At 46.2% G+C, this 15116-nt stretch carries 12 protein-coding genes and 1 pseudogene; 8 read left to right on the top strand and 5 right to left on the bottom strand.

What is annotated here, in order from left to right; all coding sequences use genetic code 11:
• A pseudogene (locus Selli1_RS18485) lies at positions 1 to 387 on the bottom strand (transposase); the annotation flags it as partial.
• 176 nt (positions 388 to 563) lie between these two features.
• On the opposite strand from Selli1_RS18485, the gene trpC reads away from it, so the two are divergent.
• From trpC to ppdK, 6 genes are all read left to right on the top strand, one after another.
• The gene (gene trpC / locus Selli1_RS06470) at positions 564 to 1358 is read left to right on the top strand and encodes an indole-3-glycerol phosphate synthase TrpC (protein WP_087169460.1); all 795 of its coding nucleotides are present in this window, start codon (positions 564 to 566) and stop codon (positions 1356 to 1358) included.
• Positions 1355 to 1966, top strand: coding sequence for a phosphoribosylanthranilate isomerase (locus Selli1_RS06475; RefSeq protein ID WP_087254062.1), 612 nt, complete (start codon positions 1355 to 1357; stop codon positions 1964 to 1966). Before trpC ends, Selli1_RS06475 begins: the two co-directional genes overlap by 4 nt.
• A 34-nt stretch (positions 1967 to 2000) precedes the next feature.
• Positions 2001 to 3185, top strand: coding sequence for a tryptophan synthase subunit beta (gene trpB, locus Selli1_RS06480; RefSeq protein WP_087254065.1), 1185 nt, complete (start codon positions 2001 to 2003; stop codon positions 3183 to 3185).
• Positions 3178 to 3945 carry a tryptophan synthase subunit alpha gene (trpA, locus tag Selli1_RS06485; RefSeq protein ID WP_281872531.1) on the top strand — a complete coding sequence of 256 codons (768 nt, stop codon included), beginning with the start codon at positions 3178 to 3180 and terminating at the stop codon, positions 3943 to 3945. The genes trpB and trpA overlap by 8 nt, the downstream gene beginning before the upstream one ends.
• 84 nt (positions 3946 to 4029) lie before the next feature.
• Complete coding sequence (locus Selli1_RS06490) at positions 4030 to 5436, top strand: aminopeptidase (protein ID WP_087169456.1); 1407 nt, start codon at positions 4030 to 4032, stop codon at positions 5434 to 5436.
• A gap of 268 nt (positions 5437 to 5704) precedes the next feature.
• Positions 5705 to 8332: a pyruvate, phosphate dikinase gene (gene ppdK, locus Selli1_RS06495; RefSeq protein ID WP_087169455.1), complete on the top strand. Its 2628-nt coding sequence runs from the start codon at positions 5705 to 5707 to the stop codon at positions 8330 to 8332.
• Positions 8333 to 8777: 445 nt separating this feature from the next.
• Here the strand turns inward: ppdK and Selli1_RS06500 are convergent, their stop codons facing one another.
• Positions 8778 to 9518 carry a DUF3592 domain-containing protein gene (locus Selli1_RS06500; RefSeq protein WP_087169454.1) on the bottom strand — a complete coding sequence of 247 codons (741 nt, stop codon included), beginning with the start codon at positions 9516 to 9518 and terminating at the stop codon, positions 8778 to 8780.
• Between the two features lie 251 nt (positions 9519 to 9769).
• Here Selli1_RS06500 and Selli1_RS06505 point away from each other — a divergent pair, with 251 nt between their 5' ends.
• Together Selli1_RS06505 and Selli1_RS06510 are read left to right on the top strand one after the other, a co-directional pair.
• Complete coding sequence (locus Selli1_RS06505; protein ID WP_281844743.1) at positions 9770 to 11143, top strand: PhoH family protein; 1374 nt, start codon at positions 9770 to 9772, stop codon at positions 11141 to 11143.
• Between the two features lie 23 nt (positions 11144 to 11166).
• A complete protein-coding gene (locus Selli1_RS06510; protein ID WP_087254079.1) occupies positions 11167 to 11847 on the top strand; it encodes an HD domain-containing protein in 681 nt (226 codons plus the stop codon).
• 48 nt (positions 11848 to 11895) lie between these two features.
• On the opposite strand, the gene Selli1_RS06515 is transcribed toward Selli1_RS06510, so the two are convergent.
• The 3 genes from Selli1_RS06515 to Selli1_RS06525 form a co-directional block, all read right to left on the bottom strand.
• Positions 11896 to 13278 (bottom strand): vWA domain-containing protein, encoded by a 1383-nt coding sequence (locus tag Selli1_RS06515; protein WP_281872532.1) that lies wholly within the window; start codon positions 13276 to 13278, stop codon positions 11896 to 11898.
• Positions 13279 to 13416: 138 nt separating this feature from the next.
• Positions 13417 to 14178, bottom strand: a complete 762-nt coding sequence (locus Selli1_RS06520) for an ABC transporter permease (RefSeq protein ID WP_138372368.1) — start codon at positions 14176 to 14178, stop codon at positions 13417 to 13419.
• Positions 14175 to 14867: an ATP-binding cassette domain-containing protein gene (locus Selli1_RS06525; protein ID WP_204863942.1), complete on the bottom strand. Its 693-nt coding sequence runs from the start codon at positions 14865 to 14867 to the stop codon at positions 14175 to 14177. Before Selli1_RS06525 ends, Selli1_RS06520 begins: the two co-directional genes overlap by 4 nt.
• Positions 14868 to 15116 lie beyond the last annotated feature (249 nt).

The raw sequence follows: 15116 nt of genomic DNA on the forward strand, positions 1-15116 counted from the left end.
AAGATCACCGGAACGGAAGGTCTGGGCACAGATTTTGCACCGATACTGTCCATTACCGCCATTGTTATCGTAGAGAAAGTGATGGGGTGCACCGCACAGAGGACAGACAACATCTTCCGGGATAGAGCTGCCGTTTCGGCGTTGAACAGGCTTAACGGGTTTGCCATACTTCCAGAGGTAGTATTCCAGGAGAAACTGCCAGTCCTGTTTGATAAAGGTTCTGATGTGAGGGAGTTCGTCAACTTTGAATTTCTGATACTTTGGGGAGTGGGAATCGTCAAAGACCCACTGCTTGAGTGGGATGTATCTGCAGATAAAACAAATCAGCCAGCAGTTTTGCTGGTAAAGATATTGAATAATAGAAAGTAAGTATAGTATAATGTTCATGAGCATTGACTCCTTTCGTGTAAGGTTTGTTTTTGGCGATAGACATTATACCAGAAAAGGGAGGTCAATGCTCTTTTTATTGCAGATTTCCCTTAAAAACAAGGTTTATGAAAGATTTAGACACAAAAAAACAAGGTAGTATTTGACACTACCCCGGAAGTACAGGAGGAACGGGTATGAAAACCATACTGGATGAAATCGCTGAAAAGACAAGGGAGCGGATTGCAAAGAAAAAGAGGGAGATTCCGACAGGCCGGCTTCTGGAGAGAATCGAAAGCCGGAAGGAGCAAAAAGAACCGTTTCTTTTTCAGAAGAGCCTTTCCAGGGAAGGACTTTCGTTCATCTGCGAGGTGAAGAAAGCTTCCCCGTCCAAAGGGGTGATTGCGGAAACATTTCCATATCTGGACATTGCAAAAGACTATGAAAAGGCTGGAGCGGCAGCCATCTCCTGTCTGACCGAACCATTCTATTTTCAGGGGAGCGATGCTTATCTGGAAGCAATTGCCAGGGAAGTACAGATCCCTGTTTTGAGGAAAGATTTTACTGTGGATCCGTACATGATCTACGAGGCAAAAGCCATGGGAGCCGATGCAGTGCTTCTTATCTGTGCGATTTTGACGGAAGAGGAATTACGGTCTGATCTGGAACTTGCAGAGCATCTTGGACTTTCCGCTTTGGTGGAAACACATTCTGAGGAAGAGATAGAGATGGCAAAGCGGTGCCAGGCAAAGATCATCGGTGTCAACAACCGGGATCTTCATACGTTTCAGGTAGATCTTCAGACAAGCGCCAGTCTGCGCAGACTGGTGCCGCCAGAAATCATCTTTGTATCAGAGAGCGGCATCCGCACTCCGGAGGACATACGGCTTTTAAAAGAAAACGGAACGGACGCGGTGCTGATCGGCGAAACACTGATGCGGGAACCGGACAAAAGGAAAGCGCTTACCTGTCTTGGGGGAATGGACCAATGAAAACGAAGATCAAAATCTGCGGATTGAGGCGAAAAGAAGACATTGTATATGTGAACGCGGCAAGGCCGGACTACTGTGGATTTATTCTAAACGTGCCGCAAAGCCGGAGAAATATGGATCCGGAAGGACTGAAAGGGCTTTTGGAAGAGCTGGATCCGGGGATTGTGCCTGTAGGAGTCTTTGTCAATGAGGATACAAATACGATTCTACGCATTGTGAGGGAAAGCGGGCTTAAAATGATTCAGCTCCACGGACAGGAAGGAGAAGAGATGGTCCGGACGATTCGGGAGACAGCCGGCGTGCCGGTGATCAAAGCTGTTTCCGTAAAGAGCAGAGAAGATGTAGAAAGAGCAGCGGGATTTCCGGCAGACTATTTGCTGTTTGACTGTGGAACCGGCGGAACAGGAAGAAGTTTCGACTGGTCATGCCTGGAGGAAGCAAAACAGCCGTACTTTCTTGCCGGAGGAATCGGCATTCATAATATGAAAGAAGCCGTGGAAAGGTTTCATCCGTTTGCTGTCGACTTGAGCAGCAGCGTTGAGACAGACGGAGTGAAAGACGAAAAAAAGATCGCGGACGCAGTACACATGCTGCGGTCGCTGACTTGAGATATCAGATAAGAGAAAGAAAGGAAGGAATCAGATGTCAAAGGGAAGATTCGGAGCCCATGGAGGGCAGTATATACCGGAAACGTTGATGAATGCGGTTATTGAACTGGAAGAGGCCTACAATCATTATAAGAACGATCCGGAATTTCAGAAGGAACTTACAACACTATTAAATGATTATGCAGGGAGACCATCCAGACTCTACTATGCGGAGCATATGACGAAGGATCTGGGCGGGGCTAAAATTTATCTGAAAAGGGAAGACTTAAATCACACCGGCGCTCATAAAATCAACAATGTCCTTGGTCAGGTTCTGCTTGCAAAAAAGATGGGGAAGACCCGTGTGATTGCGGAGACAGGAGCAGGGCAGCACGGAGTTGCAACCGCAACTGCAGCCGCTCTGATGGGGATGGAGTGTGAAGTGTTCATGGGAGAGGAGGACACAAAACGTCAGGCACTGAACGTGTATAAGATGCGCCTTCTCGGAGCCAGGGTACATCCGGTCACTACCGGAACGGCAACTTTAAAAGACGCGGTGTCCGAAACCATGAGGGAGTGGACGAACCGGATCGATGATACCCACTACGTCCTTGGATCTGTCATGGGGCCCCACCCGTTCCCAACCATCGTACGGGATTTCCAGGCAGTGATTTCCAAAGAAATCAAAGAGCAGATCCTGGAGGCGGAAGGAAAACTTCCGGACGCGGTGCTGGCCTGTGTCGGCGGCGGCTCCAATGCGATCGGAGCGTTTTACCATTTTATCGAAGAGAAAGACGTTCGGCTTATCGGATGTGAAGCGGCGGGCCGCGGCATCCACACGAAAGAGACGGCAGCAACCATTGCTACAGGAAAGCCCGGTATCTTCCACGGAATGAAATCCTATTTCTGCCAGGATGAGTACGGACAGATTGCTCCGGTATACTCCATCTCAGCCGGACTGGACTATCCGGGAATCGGTCCGGAACACGCGGATCTTTATGATAAGAAACGGGCTGAATATGTGGCGGTGACAGATGACGAGGCAGTGGACGCCTTTGAATATCTGTCCAGGACGGAAGGAATTATTCCGGCCATCGAAAGCGCCCATGCCGTAGCCTATGCCATGAAACTTGCAAAAGAGATGAGACCGGACCAGTGTATCGTCGTCAATCTGTCAGGAAGAGGCGACAAGGACTGCGCGGCCATCGCCAGATACAGAGGGGAGGATATTTATGAGTAGGATCAGAGAAGCATTTACACATGGAAAAGCATTTATTCCATTTATCACCTGCGGTGATCCGTCCGTCGAGGTGACAGAGAAGATCGTCTATGCCATGGAGGAGGCGGGAGCAGACCTGATTGAGCTTGGAATTCCGTTTTCCGATCCGACGGCGGAAGGACCGGTGATTCAGGATGCGAATTTACGTGCTCTCTCCGGAGGAATTACGACGGATGCGGTCTTTGAGATGGTCCGGCGGATCCGAAGAAACACCAGTATTCCTATGGCCTTTATGACTTATGCCAATGTGGTATTCTCCTACGGGACGGAACGTTTTATACGGACTGCATCGGAAATCGGCATGGACGGTCTGATTCTTCCGGATGTTCCGTTTGAAGAGAAGGAAGAGTTTGACAGCGTGTGCAGGAAGTATGGGCTGGACTTTATTTCGCTGATCGCACCGACATCCAGAGACCGGATCCAGATGATTGCAAAAGAGGCAGCCGGTTTTGTCTACTGCGTCTCTTCGCTCGGGGTAACGGGTGTACGTTCAGAGATCACAACGGATGTGGGAAAAATGGTGCAGCTGGTGAAAGAAGAACAAGATATCCCGTGTGCGGTCGGATTCGGAATATCGACAGAAGAACAGGCAGGAAAGATGGCGGAAGTTTCGGACGGCGTGATCGTAGGTTCGGCCATTGTGAAGCTCTGCGGGCAGTACAAAGAGCAGTGTGTGCCGTATATAAAAGAATATGTAAAGAAAATGAAAGAAGCACTGTGACTTTTGGCAAAAGTGATGTATAATAAGAGTACTTGAGGGCATTTGAGCCTGAAAATATCTCATGTCAGAAGGAGGAACAAAACAGTGGACAGAAGAAATGTATGGAAGACTTACACACAGGCAGAATTAAAAGAGATGGAAGACATCAGCGCACGTTATAAACGCTGCCTGGATGAAGGAAAGACAGAAAGAGAATGCGTAGAGGTCGCAGAGCGCCTGGCAAAAGAAGCAGGATACCGCTGCCTGTGCTCTTACAAAGAGGCAGGAGAACCATTAAAGGAAGGCGACAAGGTTTACGCATCTTTCATGGGCAAGATGATTCTTCTTTTCCAGATCGGTAAAGAACCGCTGGAAAACGGAATGAATATTCTTGGAGCTCACATTGATTCTCCACGAATCGATATCAAACAGAATCCGCTCTATGAGACGGATGAGATGGCATATCTCGATACTCATTACTATGGAGGCATCAAGAAATATCAGTGGCTTGCTTCCCCGCTCTCTCTTCACGGAGTGATCGTAAAGAAAGACGGAACAAAAGTCCGTGTTAATATCGGAGAAAATGAAAATGATCCGGTATTTGTAATCACAGACCTGCTTGTACATCTGGCTGGAAAACAGATGTCACAGAAAGCATCTGAAGTGATTGAAGGCGACAATCTGGATCTTCTGATCGGAAGCCGTCCGCTCACAGAAGCAGAGGGACTCAAAGAAGACGAAAAAGAAGCAGTAAAAGCAGGCGTTCTTCGTCTTATGGAAGAAACATACGGAATCGGAGAAGAAGATTTCGTATCTGCAGAGCTTGAAATCGTTCCGGCAGGAAAAGCAAGAGACTGCGGTATTGACAGAAGCATGATCTTATCCTACGGACAGGACGACAGAGTCTGCGCATTCACATCTCTGTTTGCAATGCTGGACAACCCGCAGATCAGCCGTACCGCATGCTGCATCCTGGTAGATAAAGAAGAAATCGGAAGCGTCGGAGCAACCGGCATGCATTCCAGATTCTTTGAAAATACGATAGCAGAGCTCATTGCACTGACAGGCGAAGAGTCCGAATTAAAAGTAAGACGTGCCCTTCAGAATTCCAAGATGCTTTCCTCAGACGTAAGTGCTGCTTACGATCCGATGTTTGCAGCAGCATTTGAAAAGAGAAGCTCCGCATTCTTCGGAAAAGGACTTGTATTCAACAAGTTCACAGGAAGCCGTGGAAAGAACGGCTCCAACGATGCGAACGCAGAGTATCTCGCAGAAATCCGCAGCGTCATGGATGAGGCAGGAGTCGGATATCAGTATGCAGAACTTGGTAAAGTAGATGTCGGCGGCGGCGGAACGATCGCATACATCATGGCACAGTACGGCATGGAAGTGATCGACAGCGGTGTTGCAGTTCTCTGTATGCATGCAATGTATGAGATCTCCAGTAAGGCAGATGTATACGAAGCTGTGAAAGGCTATAAAGCATTTATTGAAAAAATCGGACAGAAATAAAGCAGGGAGTGACAATCCGGCCGTAAGACATGACCGGATTGTCACAAAAACTGTAACGGAATTGTTGTATGAGGTATGACAGAATTGTTACAGAAAATACGATAAATTTCTTGACGAACAATGTTAAAACATTTACAATATTACCAGCGGGAAACTGCAAAAGAACGTAATATTCCGGGCACAGAAGTACGACTTTACATAAGAGAAACGCAAAGTCGTGTTTTTCGTGTCAAATATTACAAATATATTATTAGGAGGACATTGAAACATGGCTACGAAATGGGTGTATATGTTTACAGAAGGTAACGCTACAATGAGAAACCTTCTGGGTGGTAAAGGTGCGAACCTTGCTGAAATGACAGGCCTTGGACTCCCGGTACCTCAGGGATTCACTGTAACAACAGAGGCTTGTACCCAGTATTATGAGGACGGCAGACAGATCAATGACGAAATCATGAGTCAGATCATGGAAGCTATGACAAAACTGGAAGAGATCACAGGAAAGAAATTCGGAGATAAAGAGAATCCGCTTCTCGTTTCCGTTCGTTCCGGTGCAAGAGCTTCCATGCCGGGTATGATGGATACTATCCTGAACCTTGGTCTGAATGAAGAAGTTGTTGAAACTCTGGCAGAAGCTTCCGGAAACCCGCGTTGGGCATGGGACTGCTACAGAAGATTTATCCAGATGTATTCCGACGTTGTTATGGAAGTCGGCAAAAAATATTTTGAAGAACTCATCGACAAGATGAAAGAAGAAAAAGGCGTGAAGCTGGACGTTGAACTGACAGCAGAAGATCTCAAGGCTCTTGCAGGACAGTTCAAAGCTGAATACAAAGAGAAGATCGGATCCGACTTCCCGGCTGACGCAAAAGAACAGCTCATCGGCGCTGTAAAGGCTGTATTCCGTTCATGGGACAACCCGCGTGCCAATGTATACCGTCGTGACAACGATATCCCGTATTCATGGGGAACAGCTGTCAACGTACAGATGATGGCATTCGGTAACATGGGAGATGACTGTGGTACAGGTGTTGCATTTACACGTGACCCGGCTACAGGAGAAAACGGTCTGTTCGGAGAATTCCTTACAAACGCACAGGGCGAAGACGTTGTTGCCGGTGTTCGTACTCCAATGCACATTTCCGAAATGGAAGACAAATTCCCGGAAGCATTCAAACAGTTCAAAGAAGTATGCAGCACTCTGGAAAACCACTACAGAGATATGCAGGACATGGAGTTTACTGTAGAACATGGTAAACTGTACATGCTTCAGACACGTAACGGAAAGAGAACAGCACAGGCTGCTCTGAAGATCGCATGCGACCTTGTTGACGAAGGCATGAGAACAGAAGAAGAAGCAGTTGCTATGATCGATCCTCGTAACCTTGATACATTACTTCACCCACAGTTCGACGCTGCTGCACTGAAAGCAGCTACACCGATGGGCAAAGGTCTTGGAGCATCTCCGGGAGCTGCCTGCGGTAAAGTTGTATTCACAGCTGATGACGCTGTAGAGTGGGCTGAAAGAGGAGAAAAAGTCGTTCTGGTTCGTCTTGAAACATCACCGGAAGATATCACAGGTATGAAGAGCGCTCAGGGTATCCTGACAGTTCGCGGTGGTATGACATCTCACGCAGCAGTTGTTGCCCGTGGTATGGGTGAATGCTGTGTATCCGGATGCGGCGACATCGTAATGGATGAAGCAAACAAGAAATTCACACTTGGCGGAAAAGAATTCCACGAAGGAGACTTCATCTCCATTGATGGTACAACAGGTAACATCTACGACGGAGTAATCCCGACAGTAGACGCTACAATCGCTGGTGAGTTCGAACGTATCATGAACTGGGCTGACAAATACAGAACATTAAAAGTTCGTACAAACGCAGATACACCGGAAGACGCTAAGAAAGCTGTAGAACTTGGCGCAGAAGGTATCGGACTTTGCCGTACAGAGCATATGTTCTTCGGTGAAGGAAGAATCGACGCGTTCCGTGAAATGATCTGTTCTGAAACAGAAGAAGAAAGAGAAACAGCTCTTGAAAAAGTTCTTCCATATCAGCAGGGAGACTTCGAAGCTCTCTACGAAGCTCTGGAAGGTAACCCGGTAACAATCCGTTTCCTGGATCCGCCGCTTCATGAGTTCGTTCCAACAGAGGAAGAAGATATCAAGAAACTTGCAGAAGCTCAGGGCAAGACTGTAGAGCAGATCAAAGCAATCATCGACAGCCTGCACGAGTTCAACCCGATGATGGGTCATCGTGGATGCCGTCTTGCAGTTACTTATCCGGAAATTGCAAAGATGCAGACAAAAGCTGTTATCCGTGCAGCTATCAACGTAAAGAAAGCTCATCCGGACTGGAACATCAAACCGGAAATCATGATTCCGCTTGTTGGAGAAGTAAAAGAGCTTAAATACGTGAAGAACTTCGTTGTTGAAACAGCTGACGCTGAAATCGCAGCAGCTGGTATCGACCTTGAATACGAAGTTGGTACAATGATCGAGATCCCGAGAGCTGCTCTTACAGCTGACGAGATCGCAAAAGAAGCTGACTTCTTCTGCTTCGGTACAAACGACCTGACACAGATGACATTCGGATTCTCCCGTGACGACGCTGGTAAGTTCCTCAACGCTTACTATGACGCTAAGATCTACGAGAACGATCCATTTGCAAAACTTGACCAGGTTGGTGTCGGCAAACTGATGAAGATGGCTATCGATTTAGGAAAACCGGCTAACCCGAACCTGCATGTAGGAATCTGTGGAGAGCACGGTGGAGATCCAAGCTCCGTAGAATTCTGCCATAAACTTGGCCTGAACTACGTATCCTGCTCACCATTCCGTGTACCGATCGCCAGACTTGCAGCAGCACAGGCAGCAATCAACAACAAATAATAAATAAAGATTTTAATCTATATTTATGACAAAAAAGGGAAGCGTATGCTTCCCTTTTTTCCTTACCCTTATGTTTGTTTTACCAGCCCATCATGAAGGCCCCTCTTAAAGAACCCTCACGAAGAAAGGTCCTCTTTAAATTTAGATACCCGAATTCTTCTCCATTTATGGTTTTAAAACTTTCATGGATTGTTCTATTCTTTTCAATTAATCACAGCCAAAATCTTGGAGTCTGCTTTGCGATATAGATCCAAATAAGAGCTTGTAAAAATGAAGTTTTTTGCATTCCCATTTTCGTCCGTAAGTGAATTCTTAAGATCTTCAATTATTTTGTAATAAGATTCCACCTTTTCTTGGTCCTTTAAAATGATTATGAAGTAGATCTAATGCAAAATGTGGATTTAACTAATCCGGATATTGAAAACGTCCTCTGGAATGTCTATCCCTACCTTCGGATTCGATGAATAAGAACATACAATCCAAACAGGGCGAATACTGCCATTGCCAGTTTCAGACCGGCCAAGACAATCCAGACCCCTGCAATCAAAAGCCCGATTAGAAGCACGCAGATCCGTCCCATAATCCGGTTCCTGGTGTCCTGATTATGGACCAACAGTTTCAGGGCGAAGAAAATAAGAACAAGAATAGATACCGTGAAACCAAACAGAAAAAATCCGAATCCCATTTTGAAACCGACGGATAAACCGTTGCCTTCTATAGAGACGATATCGGTCTGATCCGGGTTGTAGCGGATGGTAATCTGTTCTCCGATTTCAAAGGAGCGTCTGGAGCTCCAGACATTTCCTGTACCCATGCAGATCCCGTTTCCTTCTGCCTGATAGCGGACTACAGGGGCGTAGAGATAGCCGGAAGTTTCGCCTGTAGTATCCCATTTCCGGGTATATTCTACTACAGTTCCATTCGCTTCGCCGGAATATCTCAGATCTTCCTGACAGGAAGAATATAGGAAATAAACGCCGACTGACATAAATCCAACTGTGAAAACAAGAAGAAACAGTGCTGTCCCAAGTCTGGTAAAAATGGATATGTGCGCCGGAACAGTTGTATTTTCTGTATTGATATCTTCTGGAACATTTCGATTCTGTCTCCACCGGAAAAAGAAAAATACAGTTATGCCTGCGCTAAGTATGCCTAGAATAAGAATCATGATCGTATAGAAAAGCATAAGACAGCCCTCCAATCTTTACTGTCATTATAAAAGAAAGAACCGGTATGAACTACTGGCTTTCTGTCAAGTCTAAGTAAAATCCTGATAAAAAGGAAATGGCGATGTTTATCTGCATGCCTGCTTTAACCCAAATTTAACCCAAATCTGAGCAAAGTTAAAATACAGGAAAGCTATAATTTCCATAAAGGGGAAGAACAGCTTTCCTTTTGTGTTTTATGAAAAGTCTATATGGTAAAGGAGACCTGCATATGGTAAAAATCTATGTCATCGACACCAACATTCTCATTCAGAATCCACAGGCACTGCTCAGTTTTGAGGATAATCAGGTGATTCTGCCTGTTGTTGTACTGGAAGAGCTGGATAATCTAAAGAAGGCAGATGGCGAGAAGGGAAGAAATGCAAGAGCGGCAATCCGGATTCTGGAAGAACTCCGGCAAAAAGGAGATCTGCTGGAAGGAATTGAACTGGCATCAGGAGGTATACTCCGGGTGGAGAAAAATTTTGTAAACGTGCAGCTTCCGGAGGATCTGCCGGAAGAGAAGATGGATAACCGGATTTTGAAAGTCTGCAAGGGATTGGCGGAGTCCTGTGAGGAACAGGTGGTTCTTGTGACAAAAGACATTTTGCTCAGAATTAAGGCACAGATCATCGGAATCCGGGCGGAAGATTATACGACAGAGCAGGTTGTAGAGTATGAAGGGCAGTACAGGGGAAGGATAGAAGTGTATGTGCCGGAAGAAAAATTCAAAGAGTTTAAGAAAAAGGGCGTTCCGGTGGAGGATGTCTACCTTTCGGACGAACAGGGAAACCGGATCGTGCCAAAGCTGGAAGAAAATGAATTTGTGATTTTAAAGGCGGATCAGTCTGCAAAGAAAACCCAGCTCGGTCGGGTGGAAAAGGGAGTGATTAAAAAGCTGGAATACCGGAAAACCCAGCCTTACGGTGTTTCTCCAAGAAATGCAGGACAATATTTCGTACAGGAAGCACTGATGCAGCCGGCTGAAAAGGCACCGCTTGTTATTATCAAAGGCAGGGCAGGGACCAGTAAGACTTTCTATACGCTGGCGGTCGGTCTGGAAAAAATCCTGAATCATCCAACGGGAGAATACCGGAGAATTCTGATTTCCAGGCCAAACGCACAGTTTGACTCGGACATCGGTTTTCTCCCGGGAGACGAACAGGAGAAGATTTCTCCGCTGATGCGTCCTGTCATTGACAATCTGGAACAGCTGATCGATTCCAACGAGGAAGAACGCTATAAAGATGAGCGGGAATTACAGGGGAAGATCGATGAAATCTTCGACCGCGGGCTGATTCAGACGGAAGCGTTAAATTATATTCGCGGGCGTTCCATTATGAAGACTTATCTGATTATCGATGAAGCACAGAACATGACGCCGAATCAGGTAAAAGGAATTATTACAAGAGCAGGAAAAGGCACCAAAATCATTCTGCTTGGTGATACAAACCAGATTGACCGCCCGATGCTGGATGAACGGACGAATGGTCTCAGTTATGCTTCCGAATATATGAAAGGAAGCCCGCTCTGCTGGCAGGTAACCTTCACGCCGGAGGAATGTGAGCGTTCCGCCCTTGCCATGGACGCAATTACAAGATTATAAGAAGAGGAGTTACGACAGAATATATGGCAGAAAAGAAACAAGACATCATTACTTACAGAAAGGTAAAGGAAAATGAAGAGATAAATCTTTTGATAGAGAAAGGAAATGAGGTGCTGGATGTTCTTGGATTTACGGAACATTCCCGAAAACATGCTGCCAAGGTGGCAGAAACCGCCGGAAAGATTCTCAAAGATCTTGGGTATGGGCCAAAAGAAATCCGGCTCAGCAAAATTGCAGGGTACATGCATGATATCGGCAACAGCATCAACCGGCACGACCACGCCCATACCGGAGCATTGTTGGCTTACGGAATTTTAAAGGGAATGGGGATGCCTCTCCGGGATGTGATGACTGTGACGACCGCGATTGGAAACCATGATGAATCCACGGGCACTGCCGTGGACATCGTCTCTGCGGCGCTGATTCTGGCGGATAAAACCGATGTGCGAAGAAACCGGGTGCAGAATCCGACCATTGCCAATTTTGATATCCACGACCGGGTCAACTATGCGGTGCTGGCCTCCAGCCTGGAAGTCAAAAAAGAGAAGAGAGTGATTCAGATGAATCTGGAGCTGGATGACGAGATGTGTACAGTGATGGATTATTTTGAAATCTTTCTGGAACGGATGATCATGTGCCGGAGAGCTGCAGAGGTTCTGGGATGCAAGTTCAAGCTTGTGGCAAACGGCAACAAGATTTGTTAAATATTGAAAGAAAAGAGGGGAGAGACGAAATGCTCTCCCCGTTATACGTTAGAAGGTTACTGTAGAATCGCAGCAGCGGAAGTCGGTATCGATATAATGCGCGATAATCCGCACTTTCAGATGCCGTTCACAGCACAGCGACTGGCACGGACAGCCGGATACATTCAGGTCTTCCGGAAGAACAAACTTGATGCATTTTACTTCTACATCCTGACAGTTCTTCTGATTATGGGCCGGTACGGTGATGGCCTTCATGCCGCGCTGATATTCGCTTCCGTAGTTATCGGTTTCAGTCAGAATAATTCCGAGAGCAACCCGTTTGTGAGGGCAGACATTTTTCAGTTTGACATTGAGCTGTACGATCCGGCCGGAAGATTCCAGATACACATCTCCCAGATCAACGACCAGAGAGTCCTGGCATTTTTCGATTGTAAAATCGACCGGGATCGGGCAAGATTCCGGGTCTACCGAAACGCCGCAGTCAACCTGAACGGAAGGATCAGGGAAGGTAACCGTATTTCCCTCTGTATCCGAGTAAAAAATGGACTGGTTGACCGGGAGATTTCCGGAAGTCTGGCCGGTGTGCTGCACATAGAATTCCAAAGACGCACCCTCGTTTCCAGAGACTCCGAGTGATGGAATTTTCCATTGCAGAGACTGAGAGTCAATGGCAGCGGCAGTACCGGAAGATGGCATGCCAATGCTTACAATAGTGAAATCCGGATTGAGAGTTTCATTAATGACAATATTTGTCGCTCCCGGTTTGGAAATGTTGGCCGCCAGATCCGCAAACAAGTCCTCCAGTTCGGAATCATCCGGGGTGACAGCAACATGAGATGCATCCGGATCTGTTGCCCAGTCATTGAGTACATCCACATCAATTCCTGTGTCTCCAATCAGACCGATACAGTAAATAATGATCCCCGAATCACGGATCGTCTCCGCGACCGGTGCAGGAGGAATTCCGGAAGTCGTTTTCCCGTCTGTAAACATGACAATGACCTTTTCGTTGGAAGAAGAAGGGTCAAAAAGGGATGCAGCAGTGGAAAATGCGTCTGCATGGTTGGTGGATCCGCCTGCAGAAAGCGCAGCTACTGCCGCCTTTAAGTCAGCAACCGAAGTAATCAGCTGTGTGTCTGCTGATGCGCTGCCGGAAAAGCTGACGATACCGATATGGCTTCCCGAGCCGATCTGTCCATCCTGAGTACTGTCGGTAGTTTCATCGATAATGTCAATAAAGGTGTCCGCCCCAAGCTTCAGATTTTCGAGCGGGCTTCCGGCCATACTGCCGGAGCGGTCGAGAACAAGAACAATATCCACCGGATTTTCCGAAATATCCGGAGCTGCCGAAAGACCAAGTGTTACCTGGAAGGTTCCGCCGCAGGTGATCTGTGAGACATTGACCTCTTTGTTAGAGTTTGTAATACCCATGAAAGTGCCTCCTGTTTTTTATTTTAGAGGAAATAAATCCTTCACTATCAGGGTATGAAAAGGGAGAGAAATGGTTCCTTTTGTCGAATAGGAAACCAGTTCTCTCCCGGAGAAAGAAGGGTCTGCAAAAACAGTACATCAGTATAAAAGAAGATTGCCTTTTTTCTTGGCCTGTTTCATAAAACAGTCAAAGACTATATATCCAGCCGCAAACCAGAGAAGGCTGACGACGCACAGCAAAAGGAACGTCATTCCCAGATCTTTGTGAACAAAGCTGTTCCGGATCACGGTATTACACATCGTAAGCGGAAGCACACTGGAAACTTCTGTGATGACGGGCGATGTTGGAATGGTATCCGTAACAAAAAGAAGAAATAACTGTACCAGAAGCACAATAGCGCCGATCCGTTTGTAATACAGAGAAAGCCCTGCGATCATCAGCCCGATTCCGTACATGCCGAGGATGGAAATTAAGAATGCGGCTACGATCGGAAGTGTTACTGTATACCGTACCCCGAAAAAGAAATATGTTACAACAGAATAAATGATCACAACAATAGTCTGGACGAGCACCGAGGAAAGCAGGTCTCCCAGATAGAGAATCTGAAGCGGAAGACGGGAGTGAAGCTTGAAAAAGAGGGTGCCGCGCTGAAGCTCTGCCAGAAGCTGGGAAGCAATAGTGGAAATTGCTGTGACAGAAAAGGTCCATGCCACGTAGCCCAGAAGAAGCAGTGCCTGATAATTTTCTACGCCATACAGTTCTTGAAAGGACTGCCCTGTATTAGACCAAAAGAAAAAACAGAGAAGTAATGTATAAATCACCAGGTCAGAAACCAGTCCCATCTTATAGCGGAACGTCCTTAACACATCCATTTTACATTCATACCAGATTATTCTCATAACGATTCCCCCTGTAAATATAATGCTTCATAAATTTCCAGAAATTCCTTTGTATCAAGATGTTCTTTTTCGACTGCGATCTGCCCGTCTTTCAGAAACAGAAATCGTTCGGCGGCCGACGTAATAAAGTCCGAATCATGGGACGTGATCAAAATGGTCTTCGTATTTCGGATGGAAGTAACAGCGTGAAGCAGTGCCCGTTTGTGATCCAGATCCAGTCCTTCGGTCGGTTCGTCTAAAATCAGATACCGGGAATTCGTCACCAGAGCCGCAAGCAGAATCATCAGCTGTTTCTGACCGGTAGAGAGCTCCTCAAACAGTTTGTTTTTTACGGAGTCATACAGCGGGAAAGAAGGCAGGTACCGGTCCAGGTTCTGCCGGATATCCGAGTTGGAAAGGCCCCGCAGCACCGCAAGGAATTCGATGTTTTCTTTCACTGTATTTTTCGCATACAGCTGATGGGAACCCGACAGAACGGTAAAAATTTCTCTTTGAAAATCAGGAGTTTCGGAGGTGACTTCTCCAGAATCCGGTACCAGAGATCCGCACAGAATATTCAAAAGCGTTGTTTTTCCGATTCCATTTGGTCCGATCAGCGCCGTGGCTGTCTGATCCGGGATTTCAAAGCTGATGTGATCCAGAACACAATTACCATGAAAAGATTTACTAACTTGTTTTACAGATATCATACCTTTGCCCTCACATAAATTGTATTTCCCTTATTATATCAACAAATAAAATGTGTGTCAATTTAATTGGGGTGGGGGTAAAATTTTGGAATATTTTATATAAAAGAAAATAATCAGAATAAACATTAAGGGAAGATTACAGAATATTCCAAATGAAAATATTGACAAATAATGTTGATGATTAAATATTATCACAAAAAAATGAATTTAAATCTATAATGATAGACAAGTATTTTTGACAATGATATA

Origin of the sequence: Sellimonas catena, assembly GCF_027924685.1 — a bacterium.
GTDB lineage: Bacteria > Bacillota > Clostridia > Lachnospirales > Lachnospiraceae > Sellimonas > Sellimonas catena.